The sequence below is a fragment of the Variovorax sp. FG153 genome, from assembly GCF_057809595.1.
Genome location: NZ_JBMDKG010000007.1, coordinates 61053 through 84035 on the forward strand (window position 1 = coordinate 61053; position 22983 = coordinate 84035).

The window sequence follows — 22983 nt, forward strand, 5'->3', positions numbered from 1 at the left end:
CCCGGCCGGCCAGGCCGGGCGCGGCGCTCAGCGCGCCACCTTCGGTGGCGGCAGCTTCGGCAGCACGATCTGCGGCGGGGGCGGTGGCGGCTCGGGCAGCTCGAGCGGGCCCAAGGCGGCATCGGTCGCGCCCTGTTTGTGAAGCCGTGCCTCGACCACCGCCATCGCGAAGCGTCGATCGAAATCCCCATCCACGCGCCAGACGCCGATGTCGTCGGGCGCCAGCGTGATCTCGGCGCGCAGCGGCAGCGACGCGGCGCCGCTGGCGCGCACGCCGCCGATGGCGCCGAGCCGGCGGTCGTCGTAGACCATCACCACCGGGCAGACCTGCTGCTGCCCGTCCCCGGCCTGGCAGGCGCCGGCGGGTTCGACCTCGGTCAGCGCGAGCCTGGGGTCCGGGTCGATCGGCATGAGCGGCATTTCGCGCAGCGCGCGCAGGCGTTCCTGCAGGGTCTTGGGCGCCCGCATGCGCGCTTCCAGGTTGTCCACGCCTTCGCGCAGCGCGTCCGCGAGCGCCAGCCGGCCGACCGGCTCGGCGTTGTGCTGCGGGCGGCCTTCGGCATCGAGCGCGCCGAAGCGCGCCTCGACGATCGCCGCCTCGGCGCCGCGGACCACCGTGCCGCCGCTGTCGGACCCGATGATGAAGCCGATGGCCTCGGTCTTCCCGTCGCGCGACAGCGTGGCCAGGCAGCCGCGCACGTTGTCGGCCTTGAGAAAACCGATCTCGCGCAGCGCGCTCACGCGGGCCTCGACGCCGGGCTCGGAACGCAGCCGCTCGTCGTTGCTGGTGCTCGATACCAGGCCGTCGAGCTCGCGCCGCGCCAGGTCGCTGTTGCAGGCCGGCAGGCCGTTCAGCTGCCACAGGTAGGCGCCCGCCGCGCCGACCATCGCGATCACCGCGAGCACGCCGAGCCAGCGCGGGGGGCGCAGCCCCGTCGAGCGCTTGCGCGTCGCGGCCTTCGAACTCGCGGTCTCGGCCGCGATGCGCTCGCGCGCCTGCGCGATGATCTGTCGCCGCTCGTCGGCGCCGACGAAGGCCGGCTCGGCCTCCACGCGCGCGGCGATGGCCTCGAAGCGCTCTTCCTCGAGCCAGCCGTCGGTCACCAGCCAGGCGAGGGCGGTGGCCGGGTCGGCGCGCTTGTCGGACACCAGCGGCACCCACGGCAGCGCCTCCTCGAGGTCCTCGGCGTCGAGCAGGCCGTCGTCGCGCAGCGCCTGCACCACCGCATGCGAGAGGCCGAGCGCGCCGGCCTCGAGCAGTTCCTCGGATTCGTCGAGCGTGTCCTCCGCATCCTCGGCCGCCGATTCGCCGTGGGCCGCGACGATGCGCTCGACCAGCGCGTCTTCGTCCTCGTTCTCGGCCGGCAGCAGCCCGCGCAGCCGCATCCAGGCATAGGCATGGGCCGGCGTCGGCGGCCTGGGCAGGCTCGCGTATTCGGGATGGGCGCGCGCGGTGGCGAGCCGGGGCGCGTCGACCAGGCCCTGGAGGACCAGCGCCTCGAAGGGCTCGGGGTCGAGCCAGGCATGCGTGGCCTCGGGGTCGGGCTCGGCGCCGCCGACCGGCACGCGCTCCAGTGCCTCGTCGCGCGCATCGGCGTCGATGCGGCCGTGGGCATGCAGCGCGAGCACGGCCTCGCGCACGATGCCGCGCTCGCCGAGCCGGTGCAGCGCCTCGGCCTGTTCGGCGACCGCCACGGCCTCGTCGCGCGTGCCGCGGTCGAGGGCGTTGCGCTCGACGCGCCGGTCGAACTGGATGCGCAGCACGTGCGATGCCACGGGGTCGATCAGCCCCTGCTGCTGCATCCAGTCCAGCGCGTGCGCCGGGCTCGGCAGCGGCGCGAGCGTGGGGAAGCCGGGATGGGCCAGCACGGCATCGTGCTGCTCGTCGGTGATCAATCCCAGGGGCAGCAGGGCGGCGAAGGCGTCGAGGTTGGCGTTCAGGGGCATCGGGTCATTCTGCCGCCTGCGCGCGGCGGGTCCGGAAACGAAAAAGGCGGCCGCTGCGGGCCGCCTTCCTGGCGTGGATCGCCCGGGCGCGAGCCCGGGGCGACGGGCGCTGTCTCAGGGACGCGCGAGCTTCCAGGCGCCGTTGGCGAAGCCGTCGCCGGTCTTGTCGCCCGGCTTGGCATCCTTGGCCCAGTAGTACAGCGGCCAGCCCTTGTAGGCCCATTGGCGCTTGCCGTCCTCGCGGATGATGATGGTGTAGCCACCCATCGGCTTGGCGGTTTCGGCCACGCCCAGCGGCGGCCAGTTGGTCGCGCACTGGCCGTTGCAGGCCGAGGTGCCCGAACCGGCGGCATCCTTGGTGAAGGTGTAGAGCGTCATGCCGTTCGGGCCGACGAGCACGCCGTCGGCGGTGCGCGTCGGGGTGTCGGGCGCGCTGGCGCTCTGGTTGGACATGCTGCCGCAGCCGGCGAGCAGGGCGGCCGCGAGGATCGAGGCGTTGAGCAATTTCATGCAGTTTCTCCTTCGTTGAGTGATCGCGAACATGGAAATGGGGGGATGCATGCGCGAACCGGCCGAGTGTATGCCGCGCTCAAGACAGATCCCGGTAGGCCAGCGTCGCCAGTTTCATCAGCGTTTCGCGCGGCAGCCGGCCGGCCACCGCGTAGCCGAATCCCTGGTCGACCCAGTAGAAGCTGGGTACGGCGCCCTCGGCGGCGAAGCGGAAGGCGGTCTCGGGCGCGGGGGCCGGCGGGCCGCCCGCGGTCTTGGGATCGAGCTGGCCGACATAGAGCGTGACGCGCTCGCCGGCCGCGTCCTCGAACATGAACTGGGCCCGCGCGCCGTTCTCGCCGGGCAGCAGCCGGCCGCCGACCAGCGTGTAGCCCAGGGTCGAGAAGTCCGGCACCTTGAGCGGCCGATCGAGCCGGCGCGACAGCCACTGCACCAGGTGCTGCTGCTCGGCCGCGGCCACCTCGACCGGATGGCGTTTTTCGGGCGTGTAGACCTGGTGCGCGAGCGAGGCCGCATGGACGAACTCGCGCACCGCCGGCGCGCGCGCCAGCGCGGTGCCCGGCCGCTGGCTGGCGCTCCATTGGGCATTGCCGAGCCAGCCGGCGCCGAAGGCGACCAGCAGGCCGGCCGCGATGCCGCCCCAGCGCCACCAGCCGTCGCGCGGCGCGGCCTCGCGTTCGAGCACGGCCGACAGGTGGGCCGGCACGGGCTCGTGGAGCAGTTCGGCATGCAGCTGCCGCAGCGTGTCGCGCTGCGCCTGCCAGAGCGAGACCCGCGCCGCGAGGGCCGGATCGTCCGCCAGCGCGGCCTCGACGGCGGCGCGGCGCTCGGGCGCGAGCCGGCCGTCGACCCAGGCATGCAGTTCGTCGTCGGAAGGGGGCGGGGCGGGGCGGTTCATGGCGTTACTTGAGGCGGCGCAGGCCGGGGCGCGGGGCCGCACTGCCCGCCAGTGTGCCCGCCGCCGTGCCGGATGCGGCCGCGCCGTCGAGCAGTTCCTGCAGCCGCACGCGGGCGCGCGACAGCCGCGACATCACGGTGCCCAGCGGAATGCCGAGCACTTTCGCGACCTCGGCATAGGACAGGTCCTCGAGCGTCACCAGCAGCAGCACGGCGCGTTGCTCTTCCGGCAGCTGCAGCAGGCAGCGTTGCAGGTCGAGCCGCACGCCGTGGTCGCGGCCGGGGTCGACGCCACCCTGCTGTTCGGGCGGCAGTTCGTCGAGCGGCACGGCCGCATGCGGCGGCGGCGCGCGGCGCACCTGGCTCGCGAAGAGGTTGTGCATGATCGCGAACAGCCAGGCGCGCAGGTCGCTGCCCGCCACCCACAGCCGCCACTTGCTGCAGGCGCGCTCGAGCGTGTCCTGCACCAGGTCGTCGGCCGCCCAGGCATTGCCGGTCAGCGCGCGCGCATAGCGGCGCAGGCCGGGAATGAGCGGGGCGAGCTGGCGGGCGTCCATGGAAGGCGGGCGGGTCGGAGGTCAGGGCTTGGCGGTCTTCCAGCTGCCGTTGACGCCGTCGCCGGTCTTGTCGCCGGGCTTGGTGTCCTTGATCCAGTAGTACAGCGGCCAGCCCTTGGCGGCCCACTGCTTCTTGCCGTCGTCGCGCGTGACGATGCTGAAGTCGCCCGCGGCCTTGTCGCCGTCGGCCGCCATGTACGGCGGCCAGTTGGTGGCGCACTGGCCGTTGCAGACCGACTTGCCGTTGCCGGCCGTGTCCTTGTCGAAGGTGTAGAGGGTCATGCCGTTGGGGCCGACCAGGGCGCCGTCGGCCGCCTTGGGCTGGGCCGCGGCGGGCAGCGAGAGCAGGGAGGCGGCCAGCAGCGTGGCGGCGAGGAAAGGAAGATGGCGCGAGGTCAGCGGCATGGAAGAGCTCCTGGTTGTGGCGCCGGACGATCCGGCGACACCTGCATGAACGCCCGCGGCGCCGCGTTTATTCCATGGCCGCGCAAAAAAACGCGAACTCAGCGACTGCGGCTCTTCATCGCGCGCTCGACCTCGCGCTTGCCTTCGCGGTCCTTGATGGTGTCGCGCTTGTCGTGCTCGGCCTTGCCCTTGGCCAGCGCGATCTCGCACTTCACCTTGCCGGCTTTCCAGTGCAGGTTCAGCGGCACAAGGGTGTAGCCCTTCTGCTCGACCTTGCCGGTCAGGCGGCGGATCTCTTCCTTGTGCAGCAGCAGCTTCTTGGTGCGCACCGAGTCGGGCGTCACGTGGGTCGAGGCGCTCTTGAGCGGGTTGATCTGGCAGCCCAGCACGAACATCTCGCCGTCGCGGATCACCACGTAGCCGTCGGTGAGCTGCACCTTGCCTTCGCGCAGCGCCTTCACTTCCCAGCCTTCCAGCACCATGCCGGCCTCGAAGCGTTCCTCGAAGAAATAGTTGTACGCCGCCTTCTTGTTGTCGGCGATGCGGGAGGAGGTGTCTTGTTTCTTGGTGGCCATCGTTGTCATTTGGGGGCGCATGGCGCCCGGACAACCGCCCGGCATGCACAGGGCGTGGATTCTATGAAAGTGGCCGCGGGTGCCTTCAGCGGTGCCGCTGCAGCGTGCGATGGGGCGATTCGCCGAAGCGGCGCGCGTAGTCCTGCGCGAAGCGCCCGAGGTGGGCGAAGCCGAACTGCAGCGCGACCGAGGTCACGGTGGTGTCGGCGCCCGGGTCGCTCAGGCGCTCGTGCACCGCGAGCAGCCGCCGCTCGCGCAGGTAGGCCATCGGCGTCTGGCCCGCATGCTGGCGGAACGCCACCTGCAGGCTGCGCACGCACAGCCCGCTGGCCGAGGCGATCTCGTCGACCGTGAGCGCATCGGGCAGGTGCGCCTCGATGTACTCGCGGGCGCGGCGCAGCGCGCGCGGCGAGACGTCGCCGCGCTCGGCGCCCAGGCGCGCGCTCTGGTTGTGCGGCAACTGGCCCAGCAGGGTGTGGATCAGGCCCGATTCGGCCTGGGCCAGGAAGGGCGTGGTCAGCGGCGTGCGGCCGCACGAGAGCTCCTGCGCGAGGAACTCGACCAGGTGCTTCACGCTCGCGCCCGCGCCCTCGTCGAGCGCGATCTCGGGCTCGAATTCGAGCGGCCGCGCGCCGGCCGGCTCGCCGCACAGCGATTCCCAGTGGCGCTGCACCACCGCCTTGCCGATCTTCACGATCAGGTGCGGCGTGTCGTCGCCCCAGCGCATGCGCAGCGGCTGGCTCGGCGAGGCCAGCGAGGCCCGGTGCGCGTCGGAGGTGAAGCTCTGGCCGGCCCATTCGATGCGGGCGTTGCCCCTGAGCGGGATCTGCAGCAGATAGAAGTCGCCGAGGCAGCCGGGATCGATCTCGACCTCGGCACCGTACTGCACGTAGTTCAGCGAGATGTCGCCCAGCGGCGCGACGTGGTGGCGCGCGTCGAAACGCGAGCTGCCGTGGCCCAGGTGCAGCCGGTGCGGACAGAAGATGCGCGCCACCTCGTCGCGCGCCTCGTCGAGGTCGGGCGTGGCGATGACGGCATAGCGCGACAGGGGAAGCGAGGCCGATGCAGCGACAGCGTGTTCCATGCGGGGCGGCGTGGGGGCAGCGAATAAATGCGTTTTGCGGACAGCGGCTGCGCAATCCGGATTGGGGGCTGAATCCTTCAAATCTAAAGTAACTGCAAGCAATTGACAACGGGACCAACCAGGAGAAAAGGCATGAGCGACAAGGACTTGCAGGACAGGACGGTGCTCGTCACCGGTGGCGCGACCCTCATCGGTGCGGGCGTGGCCCGTTGCCTGCGCGATGCCGGTGCACGCGTGGTGCTGGCCGACATCGACGTGGCGCGCGGCGAGGCGGTGGCGCGCGAGATCGGTGCGAAATTCATTGCCACCGACATCACCGACGACGCCGCGGTGCAGGCCTGCGTCGAGCAGGCGGCCGATGCCGAGGGCCGCATCCACGCGCTCGTGAACCTGGCCTGCAGCTACCTCGACAACGGCCTGGCCTCGCCGCGCGGCGAATGGCAGACCGCGCTCGACGTCAACGTGGTCTCGGCCGTGATGATGGCGCGCGCCACGCTGCCCTTCATGCAGGCGGCGGGCGGCGGCGCCATCGTCAACTTCACCTCGATCTCCTCGGGCGTGGCCCAGACCGGCCGCTGGCTCTATCCGGTGAGCAAGGCCGCGCTGGTGCAGCTCACGCGCAACATGGCGCTGGACCTGGCGGCGATGAACGTGCGCGTCAATTCCGTCTCGCCGGGCTGGACCTGGTCGGCCGTGATGGACCAGCTCACCGGCGGCAACCGCGCCAAGACCGACGCGGTGGCCCGGCCCTTCCACATGCTCGGCCGCGTCGGCGACCCGGTCGAGGTCGGCCACGTGGTGGCTTTCCTGTGCTCGCACAAGGCCTCGTTCGTCACCGGCGCCGACTGGGCCGTGGACGGCGGCTACTCGGCCATGGGCCCGGAGCAGGGCGAACCGGCCATTCCCAAGCTCGCGGCCTGAAGGCGGCCGGCGCATCCCTTTCATCACCCCACCCACGAACGAGGCATACCCATGAGCAACATCGCATCGCAGGGCGCCAAGCCGCGCCGCTTCATGATCGTCGGCGCGGGCCAGTCTGGCCTGCAACTGGCGCTGGGTCTCCAGCGCGAGGGCCACGAGGTGACCGTGGTCTCGAACCGCAGCGCCGAGGACATCGCAACCGGCCGCGTGATGTCGAGCCAGTGCATGTTCGACGCCAGCCTGCAGATCGAGCGCGACTTCGGCATCGACCAGTGGGCCGACAGCTGTCCGCCGGTCGAGGGCATCGGCTTCGCCGTGCCGCATCCCGAGAAGCCCGGCGAGAAGCTGCTCGGCTGGTCGCACCGCCTCGACGCGCCCGCGCGCTCGGTCGACCAGCGCGTGAAGGTGCCGGCCTGGATGAAGACCTTCGAGGAACGCGGCGGGCAGATCCTGTTCCAGGACGCGGGCATCGAGGACCTCGAGCGCTGGACCCAGTCGCACGACCTGGTGATCGTGGCCGCCGGCAAGGGCGAGATCGCGCAGATGTTCGAGCGCGACGCGCAGCGCTCGCCCTACGACAAGCCGCAGCGCGCGCTGGCCCTGACCTATGTGCACGGCATGACGCCGCGCCCCGAGTACTCGGCCGTCAACTTCAACCTGATCCCCGGCGTCGGCGAGTACTTCGTGTTCCCCGCGCTGACCGTGACGGGGCCGTGCGAGATCATGGTGTTCGAGGGCGTGCCCGGCGGCCCGATGGACTGTTGGTCCGACGTGAAGACGCCCGCGCAGCACCTCGAGCGCTCGCTGTCGATCCTCGACACCTTCACGCCCTGGGAGGCCGAGCGTTGCCGCGACGTGCGCCTGACCGACGACAACGGCATCCTGGCCGGCCGCTTCGCGCCCACGGTGCGCAAGCCGGTCGGGCGGCTGCCCTCGGGCCGCGCCGTGCTCGGCATGGGCGACGTGGTGTGCCTCAACGACCCGATCACCGGCCAGGGTTCGAACAACGCCGCCAAGTGCGCCGATGCCTACCTGCGCGCCATCCTCGCGCAGGGCGAGGGCGCCTTCGACGCGGACTTCATGCAGTCGGCCTTCGACGGCTACTGGCGCTATGCGCGTCACGTCGTCGAGTGGACCAACGCGATGCTGCAGCCGCCGCCCCCGCACGTGCTCGAGGTGCTGGGCGCGGCCCAGGGCAACGCGGCCGTGGCACGGCGCTTCGTCAACGGCTTCAACGATCCGCGCGACTACGCCGAGTTCTTCATGACGCCCGACGCGAGCAGCGCCTACCTGCGCTCGCTGGCGCCGCAACCGGAGGCGGCCTGACCATGCGCGGCGAGTTCCGGGCCATCGAGTCGCTGCGCTGCGAGCCCAACGTGGGCGCGGGCGACTTCCGGCGCGCCATGCGCTGCCTGGTCGGCGCCGTGACCGTGGTCACGAGCACCGACGGGCAGACGCCCGTGGGCCTCACGGCCACGGCCGTGACCTCGTTCTCGGCCGAGCCCGCGCGCATCCTGGCCTGCGTCAACTTGCAGGGCAGCAGCTTCCGCACCATCGCGCAGAGCCGCCGCATGGCGGTCAACCTGCTCGCGCTCGACCAGTCGGCGCTGGCGCTGGCCTTCTCGCGCCAGGGCGAGGCCGGCGAGCGCTTCGATCCCGCGCACTGGGAGACGCTGGTGACCGGCGCGCCCGTGCTGCGCGGCGCGCTCGCGGTGTTCGACTGCGTGGTCGACGAGATGATGGTGGCGCACAGCCACGCGATGCTGATCGGCGAGGTCAAGGCCGCGCGCATCACCGATGCGCAGGGGCTGCCGCTGCTCTATGCCTGCGGCCAGTTCACCACCCTGCGCGACGAGTGCGTGCCGGCCTGAGCGCCGGCCGCACCACCCCACGATCCAGAGATTCGGAACAAGGAGAAAGACATGACAGCTCAGAAGGGCCGCTGGCTGCAGGTGCCGGCCATCGACGGCAGCGGCAGCTTCCGCGCCTACCTCGCCACCCCGGCCTCGGGCAAGGGCCCCGGCATCGTGCTGGCGCAGGAGATCTTCGGCGTCAACGCCACCATGCGGCAGGTGGCCGACTACTACGCGGAGGAAGGCTACGTGGTGCTCGCGCCCGACCTGTTCTGGCGCCAGCAGCCCGAGGTCGAGCTCGGCTATGCGCCCGACGACTGGCAGAAGGCCTTCGCGCTGTACAAGGGCTTCGACGAGGACAAGGGCACGGAAGACGTGGCCGCTTCGCTGGCGCTGCTGCGCTCGCTGCCCGAGCAGCAGGGCAAGGCCGGCGTGCTGGGCTTCTGCATGGGCGGCAAGCTCGCCTACCTCGCGGCCTGCCGCACCGATGCCGACGTCTGCGTGGGCTACTACGGCGTGGGCATCGAGCAGCGGCTCGAGGAGGCCGACCGCATCCAGGGCCGGCTGGTGCTGCACATCCCCGAGCTCGATGGCTTCTGCCCGCCCGAGGCGCGCTCGCGCATCGTCGAGACGCTTGGAGCGCGGTCCGGGTGCGAGCTCTACGTCTATCCGGGCGTCGACCATGCCTTCGCACGCCTGGGCGGCGACCACTATCACAAGCCTTCGGCGCTGATGGCGCACGAGCGCAGCGTGGCCGCGTTCCGCCGCGAGATGGGGCCGCACTACGACTTCTCGGCGCTGTGGGACAAGCACTGCGAGTACGAGTTCGCTACCCGCAACGTGGCCGACACCATGGCCACCATGGTGGCCGAGCCCTACGTCAACCACATCCCGACCATGACCGGCGGCGTGGGGCATGCGATGCTGAGCCGCTTCTACCAGCACCATTTCGTGAACAGCAATCCGCCCGACACGCGGCTCGTGCCGATCTCGCGCACGGTGGGCGCAACGCAGATCGTCGACGAGATCCTGTTTAGCTTCACCCACACCTGCGAGATCGACTGGCTGCTGCCCGGCGTGGCGCCCACGGGCAGGCCGGTGGAGATTCCGCTGGTGGCCATCGTCAAGTTCCGCGGCGACAAGCTCTACCACGAGCACATCTACTGGGACCAGGCCAGCGTGCTGGTGCAGGTGGGACTGCTCGATCCGAAGGGCCTGCCGGTGGCCGGCGTCGAAACCGCGCGCAAGCTGCTCGACGAGACGCAGCCCTCGAACACGCTGATGACGGCCTGGTCGCGGTCGGGTTGAGGTGGCGGGCTCTCGTCCGGCGAGAGGAGGGAGCCACGGAGGCTCCCTACAATGAATCGGTCTCTCGATCCGATTCAATGAAAACAGTCAACAAGTCCGTTCTCATCTGGTACAGCGCCGAAGAGATGTACGCGCTGGTCACCGATGTGGCGAAGTACCCCCAGTTCCTGCCCTGGTGCGACAAGGCGCGCGTCATCGAGCAGGACGAGGCCGGCATGACCGCCGAGGTCGGCCTGGCCTTCGCGGGCCTGCACCAGAGCTTCACCACGCGCAACACCCACGTGCCCGGCCGCGAGGTGCAGCTCAAGCTGGTCGACGGGCCGTTCTCCAACCTCGACGGCAACTGGAAATTCGTGCCGGTGGGCGAGGGCGGCGAACGCGCCTGCCGCGTCGAGCTGCACCTGAGCTACGGCTTCAGCAACTTCGCGCTGCAGGCCCTCGTGGGCCCGGTGTTCGACACCATCGCCTCGAGCCTGGTCGAGGCCTTCGTCAAGCGCGCCGAGCAGGTCTACGGCGCGTCTTGAGCCACCGATGATCGAGGTGACCCTGAGCTGCTCGCCGGCGCCGCGCGAGGTGTTCGAGGAGCCGCTGCGCCTCGCCGCCGGCGCCACCGTGAACGATGCGATCCGCGCCAGCACCCTGGCGCAGCGTTTTCCCGCGCTCGATTGGCGCGAGACGATGACGCCCGGCATCTGGGGCCGCAGCGCCGACTGGGACGATGCCCTCGAAGACGGCGATCGCGTCGAGCTGTGCCGCGCGCTCGAGGTCGATCCGAAGGTGGCGCGGCGCGAGCGTTTCCAGCGGCAGGGCGCGCGCGGCACCGGGTTGTTCGCCAACCGGCGCCAGGGCGGCAAGGCGGGGTACTGAGCCGCTCGGCGCGGCTTACTTGCAGTCGCTGTCGATCACCGACTGCAGCCGGCGCTGCTCGGCCACGCGCTGGTTGTCGTCGAGGATCTCGCGCTCGCCCTTGGCGTTGACGCGCGCGATGCGCATGCCGCTGTCCATGGTGGCCTTGCTCTCGCGGGCGCGGCTGCAGTTCTCGGCCTTGGCCTTGGCGAGCTTCGCGGCCTCGGCCGCCTGCTTGGCCTTCTCGTCGGCCTCGGCCTTCTTCGTCTTTTCCTCGAGGTCCTTGTCGACCGTCGGTGTCTTCGGCGGGGCCGGGGCTTCGGCCGGCTTGTCGGTGGTGGCCGTGCCCTCGGGCGCCGCCACGCCCGAGCCGGTGCGCGCCGGCGGGCCGGCGCGGCGCACGATGTTCTTCTCGGGAATGTCGGTCGGCGGCGGCTGGTCGCTGAAGACCTTCTTGCCGTTTTTGTCGATCCATTGCCACTGGGCATCCGCGGCCAGGGGCAGCAGGCAGATCGATCCGAGCAGGAGGCTGAGCAGGAACTTCATGGGGCGCAAGTCTAGCGATGCCTTACGTTTTGCAACAGGCAGTGATTGGTTTTCGCCGCGGTCCGCAGACCGGGCAGCGGGCAGTGGGCAAATGGCGACGCGGGATGCGACGGCCGGGCGATAGGCCCGCACCGCGCGGGGCCGAGCCGCGCCGAGCCCGGCAGCATACCCCGCCGCCTCGTTACAATCCGTCTTTTGGAGCCTCACCCATGCGCCTTCTCGGCAAAGCGCTCACCTTCGACGATGTGTTGCTGGTGCCAGCGTTCTCCCAGGTCCTGCCCAAGGACACCTCCCTCGCCACCAAATTCTCCCGAAACATCACGCTGAACATCCCGCTCGTCTCGGCGGCGATGGACACCGTGACCGAAGCCCGCCTCGCGATCGCCATCGCGCAGGAAGGCGGCATCGGGATCGTGCACAAGAACCTCACCGCGCAGCAGCAGGCCGCCGAAGTGGCCAAGGTCAAGCGCTACGAGTCGGGCGTGCTGCGCGACCCGGTGGTGATCACGCCGACGCACTCGGTGCGGCAGGTGATGGCGCTGTCGGACCAGCTCGGCATCTCGGGCTTCCCGGTGGTCGACGCCGGCAAGGTCGTGGGCATCGTGACCGGGCGCGACCTGCGCTTCGAGAGCCGCTACGACGTGCCCGTGAGCGAGATCATGACGCAGCGCGAGAAGCTGATCACCGTGCCCGACGGCACCACGCTGGCCGAGGCCAAGGCGCTGCTCAACAAGCACAAGCTCGAGCGTCTGCTGGTGATCAACAGCGACTGGGAGCTCAAGGGCCTGATCACCGTCAAGGACATCACCAAGCAGACCACCTTCCCCAACGCCGCGCGCGACCCCTCGGGCCGCCTGCGCGTGGGCGCGGCGGTCGGCGTGGGCGAGGGCACCGAGGAGCGTGTCGAGGCACTGGTCAAGGCCGGCGTCGACGCCATCGTGGTCGACACCGCGCACGGCCACAGCAAGGGCGTGATCGACCGCGTGCGCTGGGTCAAGCAGAACTATCCGCAGATCGACGTAATCGGCGGCAACATCGCCACCGGCGACGCCGCGCGCGCGCTGGCCGAGGCCGGTGCCGACGCGGTCAAGGTCGGCATCGGCCCGGGCTCGATCTGCACCACCCGCATCGTGGCCGGCGTGGGTGTGCCGCAGATCATGGCGGTCGACAGCGTCGCCACCGCGCTGCAGGGCACGGGCGTGCCGCTGATCTCCGACGGCGGCGTGCGCTACTCGGGCGACATCGCCAAGGCCATCGCGGCCGGCGCCAGCACCGTGATGATGGGCAGCATGTTCGCCGGCACCGAAGAGGCGCCCGGCGAGATCGTGCTGTACCAGGGCCGCAGCTACAAGAGCTACCGCGGCATGGGCTCCATCGGCGCGATGCAGCAGGGCAGTGCCGACCGGTACTTCCAGGAATCGACCACCGGCAACCCCAACACCGACAAGCTCGTGCCCGAGGGCATCGAGGGCCGCGTGCCCTACAAGGGCTCGATCGTCTCGATCATCTACCAGATGGCCGGCGGCGTTCGCGCCAGCATGGGCTACTGCGGCTGCGGCACCATCGAAGAGATGAAGAACAAGGCCGAGTTCGTCGAGATCACCACCGCCGGCATCCGCGAGAGCCACGTCCACGACGTGCAGATCACGAAGGAAGCGCCGAACTACCGCGCCGAGTAACGCGGCGGCTGAGCCTGATTCTGGCCAGACCTTGAAAGTCGGGCCAGATCAGGTTTAGAATTCGGGCCAGATTCAAATTTTCTGGCCCCAATGCAATCCATCGGCATCGCTGAAGCCAAGAACAACTTCTCGGCCCTGATCGACTCGGTAGAGAAGGGCGAGGAGGTGCGCATCACCCGCCACGGCAAGGAGGTGGTGCGCATGCTGCCGGTGCGGCGCAAGCCGGTCATCACCGACGAGCAGATCGCGCGCGAACTGGGCCAGATCGACGCGCTGCATGCCGCCATCCTTCCAGGCACCTCGGCCGGCGCGCTGCTGAACCAGGGCCGCCAGCCATGACCGCCTTCGTCATGGACGCCTCGGTCACCGCCGCCTGGCTGCTGCCCGATCACGCCAACGAACATACGCGCAGGCTCTACGCCGCCATCCGCCGCGACGAGGTCGAGCCGCAGGCGCCCAATGCCTGGCAGTGGGAGTGCGCCAACGTCATCGCCAACGGCGTGCGCAGCGGCCGCATTCCGTCCTCGGCCGTCGAGGGCCTGTGGAGCGTGCTCGATGCCATCCGACATCGCGTCGAGCTGCACGAGCTCGCGCCGGCCCAGCACAAGGCCGTGCTCGCCGTCGCCATCGATGCCGGCGTGTCGCTCTATGCCGCGGGCTATCTCTGGCTCGCGCGCTCGCTCGGTCTTCCGCTCGCCACCTTCGACGAGCAACTCATCCAGGCGGCGCCGCAAGCGGGCGTCCGGCTGTTCGACATTTCAACGCTCTGAGTCCCAGCCCATGCAACACGACAAGATCCTCATCCTCGATTTCGGCTCGCAGGTCACCCAGCTCATCGCGCGCCGCGTGCGCGAGGCCCATGTGCTCAGCGAAGTGCATCCCTGCGACGTCAGCGACGAGTGGGTGCGCGAGTACGCGGCCGACGGCCACCTCAAGGGCGTGATCCTCTCGGGCAGCCATGCCAGCGTGTACGAGGAGACCACCGACAAGTGCCCGCAGGCCGTGTTCGACCTCGGCATTCCCGTGCTCGGCATCTGCTACGGCATGCAGACCATGGCGCACCAGCTCGGCGGCAAGGTCGAGGGCGGCCACAAGCGCGAATTCGGCTTCGCCGCCGTGCGCGCCCATGGCCACACCGCGCTGCTCAAGGAGATCGCCGACTTCGCCACGCCCGAGGGCCACGGCATGCTCAACGTGTGGATGAGCCACGGCGACAAGGTGACCGAGCTGCCGCCGGGCTTCAAGCTCATGGCCAGCACCGACAGCTGCCCCATCGCCGGCATGGCCGACGAGGCGCGCCGCTACTACGCCGTGCAGTTCCATCCCGAGGTCACCCACACCGTGCAGGGCAAGGCCATCCTCGAGCGCTTCGTGCTCGGCATCTGCGAGGCCAAGCCCGACTGGGTCATGCGCGACCACATCGCCGAGGCGGTGCAGAAAATCCGCGAGCAGGTGGGCGACGAGGAGGTCATCCTCGGCCTCTCGGGTGGCGTCGATTCGAGCGTGGCCGCCGCGCTGATCCACCGCGCCATCGGCGACCAGCTCACCTGCGTCTTCGTCGACCACGGCCTGCTGCGCCTCAACGAAGGCGACATGGTCATGGAGATGTTCGAGGGCAAGCTGCACGCCAAGGTCATCCGCGTCGATGCGAGCGAGCTGTTCCTCGGCAAGCTCGCCGGCGTGAGCGACCCCGAAGCCAAGCGCAAGATCATCGGCGGCGAGTTCGTCACCGTGTTCAAGCAGGAAGCCGCCAAGCTCAAGGCCGGCGGCGGCGGCCACAAGGGCGCCACCTTCCTCGCGCAAGGCACCATCTACCCCGACGTCATCGAGAGCGGCGGTGCCAAGAGCAAGAAGGCCGTCACCATCAAGAGCCACCACAACGTCGGCGGCCTCCCCGAGCAACTCGGCCTGAAGCTGCTCGAGCCGCTGCGCGACCTGTTCAAGGACGAGGTGCGCGAACTCGGCGTCGCGCTCGGCCTGCCGCCCGAGATGGTCTACCGCCATCCGTTCCCCGGCCCGGGCCTGGGCGTGCGCATCCTCGGCGAAGTGAAGAAGGAATACGCCGACCTGCTGCGCCGCGCCGATGCGATCTTCATCGAGGAACTGCGCAACTTCACCGACGCCGAGACCGGCAAGACCTGGTACGACCTCACGAGCCAGGCCTTCACCGTGTTCCTGCCGGTGAAGAGCGTCGGCGTGATGGGCGACGGCCGCACCTACGACTACGTCGTCGCGCTGCGCGCCGTGCAGACCAGCGACTTCATGACCGCCGACTGGGCCGAGCTGCCGTATGCGCTGCTCAAGAAGGTGTCGGGGCGGATCATCAACGAGGTGCGGGGGATCAACCGGGTGACTTACGACGTGTCGAGCAAGCCGCCGGCGACGATTGAGTGGGAGTGAATTTAGGTCCTTCGGGGACTATCGCCAGTTATCGAAAAACCGCCGTAACGTGTTGATTTAAAAGGAAATACGTCACGACAGCTATCGGTGGCTATCGCCGGCCAGCGACACGGGTTGACGGTAGAACTGACGGTAAGAACCGGAGGTCGGATTAAGACCCTCCCGTTTACTATTGAGACCAAACCGGTCTTTGACGGTAAAGCGCTCCCCTGGAAAGCTTGTTTCATGCGGCTTTCCGGGCATCGACGGGTCTCCTGACCCCTGACGGTAAAAGCCGTCACGAAACAGGAGTAAAACCTCGATGTTGACCGACACAGCACTGCGCAACCTGAAGCCTAAGTCATTGACTTATAAGGCTTCTGACCGGGATGGGATGTACGTGACGGTATCGACCGCCGGTACCGTCACCTTCCGCTACGATTACCGTCTCAACGGGCGCCGTGAGACCCTGACCATCGGCCGCTATGGCGCTGGTGGCATCTCGCTGGCGCTGGCCCGAGAAAAGCTGCTCGACGCCAAGAAGGCCGTCGCTGCTGGCCGCTCCCCGGCACTGGAAAAGCAGCGCGAGAAGCGCCGGCTGACGGCGGCCAAGAACTTCGGCGACGTCGCCCTCAAGTGGCTGGCGGACGCTCGGATGGCCGACAGCACGCGCGCCATGCGCAAGCACGTCGTGGACCGCGACATCCTGCCGGCGTTCCAGAACCGGCTGCTCAACGAAATCACTGCGGATGACCTGCGGGCCTTGTGCAGCAAGGTGAAGGCGCGCGGGGCACCCGCCACCGCGGTGCATGTTCGCGATATCGTGAAGCAGGTCTACGCCTTTGCCATCCTGCACGGCGAGAAGGTGGACAACCCGGCCAATGATGTGGCGGCCGCCTCAATCGCGACCTTCGTGCCGAAAGACCGGGCGCTGTCGCCGGCGGAAATCCGCCTGGCGTTCCATCAGCTGGAGTCCATCGCGACCTATCCGACGATCCGCCTGGCGCTGCGCATGGTCCTGCTGACGCTGGTGCGCAAGAGCGAATTGATCGAGGCCACCTGGAGCGAGATCGACTTCGAGAATGCGACCTGGACGATTCCGAAGCAGCGCATGAAGGGGCGCAACCCGCACGTGATCTACCTGTCACGCCAGGCCCTGGACATCCTCGTGGCGCTGCACACCTGCGCTGCTGGCTCGAAGTTCGTGCTGCCCTCGCGCTACGAGCCGATCCGTTGCATGTCGCATGCGACCCTGAACCGGGTGACCCAGCTCATTGTGGCGCGGGCCAAGGCGGCCGCTCTGCCGCTGGAGCCCTTCACCGTGCATGACCTGCGCCGTACCGGCTCGACACTGCTCAACGAAGTGGGCTTCAACGGCGACTGGATCGAGAAGTGCCTGGCCCACGAGGAGGGGCGAACCTCGCGTTCGGTCTACAACAAGGCCGAATACGCCGAGCAGCGGCGCCACATGCTGCAGGAGTGGGCGGACATGGTTGATGCCTGGATTGACGGGCGGACCCATGTCCCGACCTTGCAGCCGGAGAACGTGCCGGTGCCAGTGCTCAGCGCGGCCTTGTGAGGTGGGGACCGCATGATGACTGCATCTGGGCTCGTTGCCGTTGGGCAGCGGACGGTTTGTTTTTGTCTGAAAAAGATCACCCAAGGTGACTCGTTTTCGTTGATCTCAAACCATCCGGTCTTGGCGATGGTTTATGAATCTGCTATTTTGAGCACTATGGATGCTCAAAATTCAGGAAAACTGAACCATCTGCTGGCCGAACTGGGCGATACACGCTTGGTGTCCAGCCGCTGGCTGCGGGCGCATGGCTATTCCAACAGCCTGGTCGCGCGCTATGTCGCCAGCGGTTGGCTGGTGTCGCCCGCGCGGGGTGTCTACCTGCGCAAGGGAGGGCGATTGCAGTGGGAGGGCATGGTCCGCAGCCTGCAGCTCGGGGAGGGCTCGTCGCTGCACGTCGGAGGGCGTTTTGCGCTGACCCTGCAGGGACACGAGCACTACCTGCGCCTGGGCGATGCCGGGACGGTGACCCTCTACGGGCCGAACCGACCGCCGGGCTGGGTGGACAAGCTGTCCATGGCGCAGCGCTTCGAATACCTGGGCAAGGGGCCGCTCGATCTGCCTGCCGTCTCGTTCACGGACGACATGTCCGAGGCGGCACTGTCGGCGCAGGGGCTGGCCTGGTACCGGGCCGGGCCCAGCACCGACCCCCTGGTGTGCTCCTCGCCCGAGCGGGCGATGCTGGAGCTGTGCGATGGCGTGTCGGATGCCGCAGGGGTCTACGAGGTCGATGCGCTCATGCAGGCCATGACCACGCTGCGGCCGCAGCGGGTCGGCCTGCTATTGCGGCATTGCCGCAGCATCAAGGCCACGCGGCTGTTCCTGGCCCTGGCTGATCGCCATCGGCATGCATGGCTGGCGCATGTGTCGCTCGAAGGCGTTGACCTGGGCCGAGGCAAGCGCGCGCTCGTGCCCGGCGGGCGCTTGCATCCCACTTACCAGATCACCTTGCCGGGAGACCTCGATGAGCACCTGGCTTGACCATTGGGATCAGCGCTACACGGACCGCGTGCGGCTGCTGGTCGAGATCCTGCCGGTGCTGGCGCAGGAGCCGCGCTTCGCGCTCAAAGGCGGCACGGCCATCAATCTGTTCGAGCACGATCTGCCGCGCCTGTCGGTGGACATCGATCTGGCTTGGCTGCCGGTGCATGACTATGCCGAGGATGCGAGGCTGATTGCCGAAGCGCTCGGACAACTGGCCGACAAGCTGCGTGCGCGGCCTTTGCAACTGCAGGTGCAGGCCTCGGCGAGCGAGGGCGGGGCGGTCACGCGGCTGGTGGCCGGTCGCGGCCGCGCGCGCGTGCAGATCGAGACAACACCGGTCATGCGCGGCACGGTGCATCCGTTGCGCAGCATGGTCGTGCGCCCACGCGTGGAGGAGGCGTTCGGCTTCGCCGAGGTGCAGGTTCTGGATTTCGCCGACCTCTATGCCGGCAAGCTGGCGGCGGCGCTGTCGCGGCAGCATCCGCGCGATCTCTTCGACGTGGGCCTGCTGCTGGAGGATGAACGCGCGGATGCGGGTCTCTGGCGAACTTTGCTCGTCTACCTGACGTGCAGTCCCAAGCCGGCCTGGGAGATGCTAGCGCCACGTGTGCCCACGGATTTCGAGGCTACCTTCGAGGCCCATTTCAAGGGCATGACATCCGAGCCTATCAGCGTGGCTGCCTTGCTGGAAAGCCGCGAGCGCCTGTTGGCGCGCGTAGCGCATTGGTTGGATGGGCCGTCGCGAGCCTTTCTGCAATCCGTCGAGGATGAGAAGCCGGATTTCAATCTGATCGGACTTGCCCATGCGGCCGAGTTGCCGGGTGTGCGACGCAAGCTTCACAACCTGGCGCAGCGCACGGCCGCCAAGCGTGCAACTGATCGCCGGCAGCTTGACGAAACGCTGGCGCGGATCGCTGGTGCCAGATGACGAAGGAGGCTGCCGCGATGGTTCACGATTTCACGTTGGTCTATGCACTGGACTCGGGCATGGGGTCGCAGGAGGATGTCCTTCGCCGGCTGGCGGACAGCGACTGCGCCGATGCCACGGTCGGTTGGGGGCGGCCGGGTCATGTCGGCCTGGCTTTCAGCAGGAAGGCGAGTGACCGCGATGCTGCGGTCACACTTGCCACGGCGCAGATGGCACAGGCGCTGCCGGGAGCGGTACTGGTCCGGGTGGATGCCGCGTAGCCGCTGCAGCCATTTGATGGTGACGTCATCCTCGAACAGGGCGGTGCCGGCGCAGCCTCACGTCCGGTCCGCTCGACGTGCTGGTCTTCGCTGATCGAGAGGCTTGCTTGCGGCCTTCGATCCAGGCTTCGACTTCTGCCAAGTCCCAGACGACGCACCGGGCGGTGAGGCGGAAGCGGCGCGGGAATTCGCCGCGCTGTTCCATTTCGTAGATCGTCGTCTCTGCCAGAGGCACGATCTGGTGCAACTCGTGACGGCGGATGGTACGGCGGAAAGGCAAAGGAAACTTTGCAGGAAACTGGGGCAGGTTGTCATAGCCATCCGTGCCGGGATACGGTGCGTGCGCCTGCGGCTCCTCGTGTTCAGCGACGTGTTCCATGCGAACGTGCATTGATGACTCCCAGTAGATCTCTGTGCATACGGAGCCATGGTGACTAGCGGCAGCAATTGGTACAACTCGCTGTGGCGAAGCGAGGAGGGCACCATCCAATCTACGCATCACGGTGACGTCGTATCTCGCGCTGCCCGCTTCTGTTGCACGTGCGATTGAGAGCGAAATCCCCGATCCCCCGTCATGAAGGCTTCCAACATATGCGGGATCAGTGTCATCGCATCCACGGCCTCGCCATACGCCTGCGTGTGAAGCATTGCATAGCGGTCCAAGTCCGCCTTCAAGCTGGCCGGACACGCGAAGGTCAGCTTGCTGGATTCGAGTTTCGGGAGCGGGCCAAGCCGCAATTTTCTGGTCGTGCTCATCGGGCACCTTCGCGCTGATAGAACAAGGGCTGGTAAGAACGAAGCTGTAAATCGCGGTTGACGATGACACGCACCGGCAGCCCTGGCCGCGCCGTCAGCGTCGGCTGGATGTTCATGTTGCGCCGCGTCATCTCCTGGCCTACCTGGTTCACGCTGTCCTGTAGGCCATCACGTCCAGCGATGATGATGCGGTTGCCGTCCTGCCGGTTCTCCGGCGCGGCCAACTCGGCCCCGATGCCCAGCAACGTCGTCAGCGCCGCCCCAGCCACAATGCTGCCCCAGTGCCGGTTGATCTCGTCTTCCACGCCGGCATAGCCCGCAGGATCGGTGCCCACAAGGTTGTCCAGCGTCAGTGAGGACGTATCGGGCAGGATGATCCGGTTCCACACCATCTGTACCCGGCTCTGTCCAAAGCTGACCTGGCTGTTGTACTTGCCCAGGATGCGCGAGCCCTGCGGGATCAGCAGGAACTTGCCCGTGGCCGTGTCATAGACCGGCTCCGTCACCGTGGCGATCACGTCGCCCGGCAGATCGGACTTGATGCCTGTCACCAGCGCCGCCGCAATCACCGTTCCGGCCATCACTTGGTATGGTGAGACAGGTGTCTGGAGATGGCCGGAATTACGGGTTTCCGTGGAACCGCCTTTCAGGAAGGCTTCCTTCTGCTCCTGCCGGTTCTGCACCGTGGTCGGATCGGTCGGCTGGGCCGCCGTCGAGGCCGGCCCAGCGGCCAATGGATCGAAGCCCGCCAAGGCCGATGCGGAGCCAGCTGCAGCGGTTTGCGCAGCCGCTGGCGCTGCGGTCTTGCCGGGCGTGCCAGAGCGGAAGAAAACCGACGATGCCGCCGCTGCCTCAGCCTCCTTGCGACGCGCATCTTCGGGATCATGGCCCGGCGACGCATAGGTCGGCGTCACGGGCTGCTGCGATTTCACAATCGCCGGGCCGAGGTCGCCGGGCAGCGGTGGCCCCAACTCGGGCACCTTGGTCGACAGCTTGGAGTAATCCGAAGGAAGCCCATCCAGCCCTTCGGACTTCGAGACGCGATCCACGTTGTACAGCTCGGTCTGATCGCCCGCGCCGCGCCGGTGCGGCTGCAATGACCAGATGGTGGCCCCGAGCACGGCGACCGACAGGCCGCCGACGAGGATGGCCAGCGTGCGCCGGTTCAGGCGCGTGACCGGGCGCGGCTGCGCGCGCAGCCCCACCGCCTCAGGCGCGACCTTGCCCGCCGAAGACGTGGCAAATTCAGGGGAATCGTCCTGGCTCATGGTCAATTCCTCCGAGTGCCACCCGAGACACCATCCGTGCGCTCGATCCGCACCACGTCGCCCTTGTCGCCGCCCAGCCGCAGTTCGGCCGCGCCAAACAGGCGATCCACGATGTAGTACGGCGAGCGGAAGCGATAGTTCACCAGTTGCCCATCGCCCTGTGCGCCGATCACGAATAGCGGCGGCAGTTCGCCCTGGGCGATGCCCGGCGGGAACTGAATGTAGACCTTCTCGCCATCATCGAAAGCGCGCAGCGGCTTCCACGGCGGATTGCTGCCGCTGACCGTGTAGCGGAAACGGATCTTCTCCAGCGACAGGCCGGCATCGACCGGCGCGGCGGCATTGGCCGCCTGCGCCTGGCGCTGCAGGGCCAACATCTTGTCCTTGGGGTACTCCCAGGACACGGAGGCCATCCAAGTCTTCTCGGTCGAGGTCAGTTCCAGCAGATACGTCCTGCGGCTGGTCGTGATGACAAGATTGGTCTTCAGGCCCGAGCGGATCGGCTTGACCATCACGTTGACGCGCAGCGCGTCGCCGCTGCCGCTGGACGTGTCGCCCACGATCCAGCGCACCGTATCGCCGGCGGCCACCGTCACCAGCTCCTCGCCCGGCTGGAGCGCGATCACGGTCACGCGGCCCACGGCCGCATAGACCTGGTACAGCGCGCCATCAGTGAAGGGCCAGACCTGAATCGCGTTGACGTAGCCTTCACGCGTGGGCGCAATGCGCGCTTCGGCATTGGCGCGGGACACGCGCACGGTTTCATCGGCAGGTTCTGCGGCGGGCTTGGCATCCGGCACGGGTTTCATCTGCGCCGGCATCGGCAGCACCTGCGGCACGGACACCACCTCCACGGGTGCGGGTGGCTCGGTCAGCGGCTGGGCCTGCACCGGCTCATCGAGCGAGATGGTCGGCGGCGGTTTGCCCTGCGTGGCGCAGCCCGCCAACGCAAGCAAGATCACCGGCAAAGCGGATTTACGGAAAAGATCATTCATGGCTTGGCTCCTTCGGAAGAATCGAGTTCGCGGCTCCACGACAGGCCGTTGACGTAGATGCCCAGGGGGTTCTTGCGCAGGCGCTGCTCGGTGCGCGGGGTCTGCTGCACGATGGAAATCACGGCGTTCCAGCGTTCAGTGCCTGCGGCGGCGCCGTTGACGAAGCGCTGCTCCGTCCAGCGCACGTTGAAAGACGTGTCGCTGGCACGGGTCACACTGGTGATCTGCACCGTCACCGACTCCTTGCCGATGCGCGCGAACGGGTCGTTTACGCGCGCGTAGTCGTTGAGCACGACCGCGCCCTTGTCGGTCGTGTAGTCGTAGGCGTCCAGCCAGTTCTGACGGACGACGATCGGGTCTATGGACAGCGAGCGCACCAGGCCAATGAAGCGGCCCAGGTGGTACGCCACCTGCGCATCGCTGGGCTTGTACGGCGTGTCGGCCGCGCCGACAGCGCGCACCTGGCCCGCGTTGTCCACCTCGATGACATAGGGCGTCACGGTGGACTGCGCCGAGCGCCACACCAGACCGCCGGCCGTCAACAGCGCGAGCGTGAGGCAGCCGAAGGCCATCAGCCGCCAGTTCTTCGCCTGCACGCGGGGCGAGCCGATACGGTCGTCCCACACCTGGCCAGCAGCTTGGTACGGCGTGGCAGGCTGCGGCGTGTCGGCGTAGCGCACCTGCGGTTTTCTGAATCGCATGGTCAGTT

At 68.3% G+C, this 22983-nt stretch carries 27 protein-coding genes; 14 read left to right on the forward strand and 13 right to left on the reverse strand.

Annotated elements, in window-relative coordinates:
* Positions 1-27: 27 nt before the first annotated feature.
* The 7 genes from ACODT0_RS10690 to ACODT0_RS10720 form a co-directional block, all read right to left on the reverse strand.
* Positions 28-1947, reverse strand: a complete 1920-nt coding sequence (locus ACODT0_RS10690; RefSeq protein ID WP_489041217.1) for a hypothetical protein — start codon at positions 1945-1947, stop codon at positions 28-30.
* Positions 1948-2061: 114 nt separating this feature from the next.
* Positions 2062-2457 (reverse strand): COG4315 family predicted lipoprotein, encoded by a 396-nt coding sequence (locus ACODT0_RS10695; protein ID WP_489041218.1) that lies wholly within the window; start codon positions 2455-2457, stop codon positions 2062-2064.
* A 79-nt stretch (positions 2458-2536) separates the two neighbouring features.
* Positions 2537-3355: an anti-sigma factor family protein gene (locus ACODT0_RS10700; RefSeq protein WP_296732026.1), complete on the reverse strand. Its 819-nt coding sequence runs from the start codon at positions 3353-3355 to the stop codon at positions 2537-2539.
* 4 nt (positions 3356-3359) lie between these two features.
* Positions 3360-3911: a sigma-70 family RNA polymerase sigma factor gene (locus tag ACODT0_RS10705; protein ID WP_489041219.1), complete on the reverse strand. Its 552-nt coding sequence runs from the start codon at positions 3909-3911 to the stop codon at positions 3360-3362.
* A gap of 21 nt (positions 3912-3932) precedes the next feature.
* A complete protein-coding gene (locus ACODT0_RS10710) occupies positions 3933-4316 on the reverse strand; it encodes a COG4315 family predicted lipoprotein (protein WP_296732031.1) in 384 nt (127 codons plus the stop codon).
* Positions 4317-4414: 98 nt separating this feature from the next.
* Positions 4415-4891: an SsrA-binding protein SmpB gene (gene smpB / locus ACODT0_RS10715; protein WP_057591776.1), complete on the reverse strand. Its 477-nt coding sequence runs from the start codon at positions 4889-4891 to the stop codon at positions 4415-4417.
* Between the two features lie 85 nt (positions 4892-4976).
* Entirely contained in the window at positions 4977-5975 is a 999-nt protein-coding gene (locus tag ACODT0_RS10720; protein WP_489041220.1) for an AraC family transcriptional regulator, read from the reverse strand.
* 132 nt (positions 5976-6107) lie between these two features.
* Here ACODT0_RS10720 and ACODT0_RS10725 point away from each other — a divergent pair, with 132 nt between their 5' ends.
* The 6 genes from ACODT0_RS10725 (at position 6108) to ACODT0_RS10750 (ending at position 10924) form a co-directional block, all read left to right on the forward strand.
* Complete coding sequence (locus ACODT0_RS10725) at positions 6108-6896, forward strand: SDR family oxidoreductase (RefSeq protein WP_489041221.1); 789 nt, start codon at positions 6108-6110, stop codon at positions 6894-6896.
* 51 nt (positions 6897-6947) lie between these two features.
* Entirely contained in the window at positions 6948-8222 is a 1275-nt protein-coding gene (locus ACODT0_RS10730; protein WP_489041222.1) for a styrene monooxygenase/indole monooxygenase family protein, read from the forward strand.
* A 2-nt stretch (positions 8223-8224) separates the two neighbouring features.
* Positions 8225-8767 carry a flavin reductase family protein gene (locus ACODT0_RS10735; RefSeq protein ID WP_057591703.1) on the forward strand — a complete coding sequence of 181 codons (543 nt, stop codon included), beginning with the start codon at positions 8225-8227 and terminating at the stop codon, positions 8765-8767.
* A 51-nt stretch (positions 8768-8818) separates the two neighbouring features.
* On the forward strand, positions 8819-10057 hold the full coding sequence (locus ACODT0_RS10740; RefSeq protein ID WP_489041223.1) for a dienelactone hydrolase family protein: 1239 nt from the start codon (positions 8819-8821) through the stop codon (positions 10055-10057).
* A gap of 77 nt (positions 10058-10134) precedes the next feature.
* Positions 10135-10581, forward strand: coding sequence for a type II toxin-antitoxin system RatA family toxin (locus ACODT0_RS10745; RefSeq protein WP_057591701.1), 447 nt, complete (start codon positions 10135-10137; stop codon positions 10579-10581).
* Between the two features lie 7 nt (positions 10582-10588).
* Positions 10589-10924, forward strand: a complete 336-nt coding sequence (locus ACODT0_RS10750; RefSeq protein ID WP_261205831.1) for an RnfH family protein — start codon at positions 10589-10591, stop codon at positions 10922-10924.
* 15 nt (positions 10925-10939) lie between these two features.
* Here the strand turns inward: ACODT0_RS10750 and ACODT0_RS10755 are convergent, their stop codons facing one another.
* On the reverse strand, positions 10940-11449 hold the full coding sequence (locus ACODT0_RS10755) for a DUF4124 domain-containing protein (protein ID WP_057591699.1): 510 nt from the start codon (positions 11447-11449) through the stop codon (positions 10940-10942).
* Between the two features lie 209 nt (positions 11450-11658).
* Here ACODT0_RS10755 and guaB point away from each other — a divergent pair, with 209 nt between their 5' ends.
* The 8 genes from guaB to ACODT0_RS10795 all read left to right on the forward strand — a co-directional run bounded on the left by guaB (position 11659) and on the right by ACODT0_RS10795 (position 19255).
* The gene (gene guaB, locus ACODT0_RS10760; RefSeq protein ID WP_261205829.1) at positions 11659-13128 is read left to right on the forward strand and encodes an IMP dehydrogenase; all 1470 of its coding nucleotides are present in this window, start codon (positions 11659-11661) and stop codon (positions 13126-13128) included.
* A 90-nt stretch (positions 13129-13218) separates the two neighbouring features.
* Positions 13219-13467: a type II toxin-antitoxin system Phd/YefM family antitoxin gene (locus ACODT0_RS10765; protein WP_057591697.1), complete on the forward strand. Its 249-nt coding sequence runs from the start codon at positions 13219-13221 to the stop codon at positions 13465-13467.
* A complete protein-coding gene (locus ACODT0_RS10770) occupies positions 13464-13898 on the forward strand; it encodes a type II toxin-antitoxin system VapC family toxin (RefSeq protein WP_057591696.1) in 435 nt (144 codons plus the stop codon). The genes ACODT0_RS10765 and ACODT0_RS10770 overlap by 4 nt, the downstream gene beginning before the upstream one ends.
* A gap of 10 nt (positions 13899-13908) precedes the next feature.
* Positions 13909-15528: a glutamine-hydrolyzing GMP synthase gene (gene guaA, locus ACODT0_RS10775; protein WP_057591695.1), complete on the forward strand. Its 1620-nt coding sequence runs from the start codon at positions 13909-13911 to the stop codon at positions 15526-15528.
* A gap of 301 nt (positions 15529-15829) precedes the next feature.
* Positions 15830-17086: a tyrosine-type recombinase/integrase gene (locus ACODT0_RS10780; RefSeq protein WP_489041224.1), complete on the forward strand. Its 1257-nt coding sequence runs from the start codon at positions 15830-15832 to the stop codon at positions 17084-17086.
* A gap of 156 nt (positions 17087-17242) precedes the next feature.
* Positions 17243-18064 carry a type IV toxin-antitoxin system AbiEi family antitoxin domain-containing protein gene (locus ACODT0_RS10785; RefSeq protein WP_489041342.1) on the forward strand — a complete coding sequence of 274 codons (822 nt, stop codon included), beginning with the start codon at positions 17243-17245 and terminating at the stop codon, positions 18062-18064.
* The gene (locus ACODT0_RS10790; protein ID WP_489041225.1) at positions 18048-18995 is read left to right on the forward strand and encodes a nucleotidyl transferase AbiEii/AbiGii toxin family protein; all 948 of its coding nucleotides are present in this window, start codon (positions 18048-18050) and stop codon (positions 18993-18995) included. The genes ACODT0_RS10785 and ACODT0_RS10790 overlap by 17 nt, the downstream gene beginning before the upstream one ends.
* A 17-nt stretch (positions 18996-19012) precedes the next feature.
* Positions 19013-19255: a transcriptional regulator gene (locus tag ACODT0_RS10795; protein WP_489041226.1), complete on the forward strand. Its 243-nt coding sequence runs from the start codon at positions 19013-19015 to the stop codon at positions 19253-19255.
* Positions 19256-19280: 25 nt separating this feature from the next.
* On the opposite strand, the gene ACODT0_RS10800 is transcribed toward ACODT0_RS10795, so the two are convergent.
* From ACODT0_RS10800 to trbF, 5 genes are all read right to left on the reverse strand, one after another.
* Positions 19281-19634 (reverse strand): helix-turn-helix transcriptional regulator, encoded by a 354-nt coding sequence (locus ACODT0_RS10800; protein ID WP_489041227.1) that lies wholly within the window; start codon positions 19632-19634, stop codon positions 19281-19283.
* A 119-nt stretch (positions 19635-19753) separates the two neighbouring features.
* Positions 19754-20011, reverse strand: coding sequence for a DUF2274 domain-containing protein (locus ACODT0_RS10805; RefSeq protein ID WP_293189469.1), 258 nt, complete (start codon positions 20009-20011; stop codon positions 19754-19756).
* Positions 20008-21279, reverse strand: coding sequence for a TraB/TrbI/VirB10 family type IV secretion system protein (locus ACODT0_RS10810; RefSeq protein ID WP_489041228.1), 1272 nt, complete (start codon positions 21277-21279; stop codon positions 20008-20010). The genes ACODT0_RS10805 and ACODT0_RS10810 overlap by 4 nt, the downstream gene beginning before the upstream one ends.
* A gap of 2 nt (positions 21280-21281) precedes the next feature.
* Entirely contained in the window at positions 21282-22274 is a 993-nt protein-coding gene (gene trbG, locus ACODT0_RS10815) for a P-type conjugative transfer protein TrbG (RefSeq protein ID WP_489041229.1), read from the reverse strand.
* Entirely contained in the window at positions 22271-22975 is a 705-nt protein-coding gene (gene trbF / locus ACODT0_RS10820; protein WP_489041230.1) for a conjugal transfer protein TrbF, read from the reverse strand. The genes trbG and trbF overlap by 4 nt, the downstream gene beginning before the upstream one ends.
* Between the last annotated feature and the right edge of the window lie 8 nt (positions 22976-22983).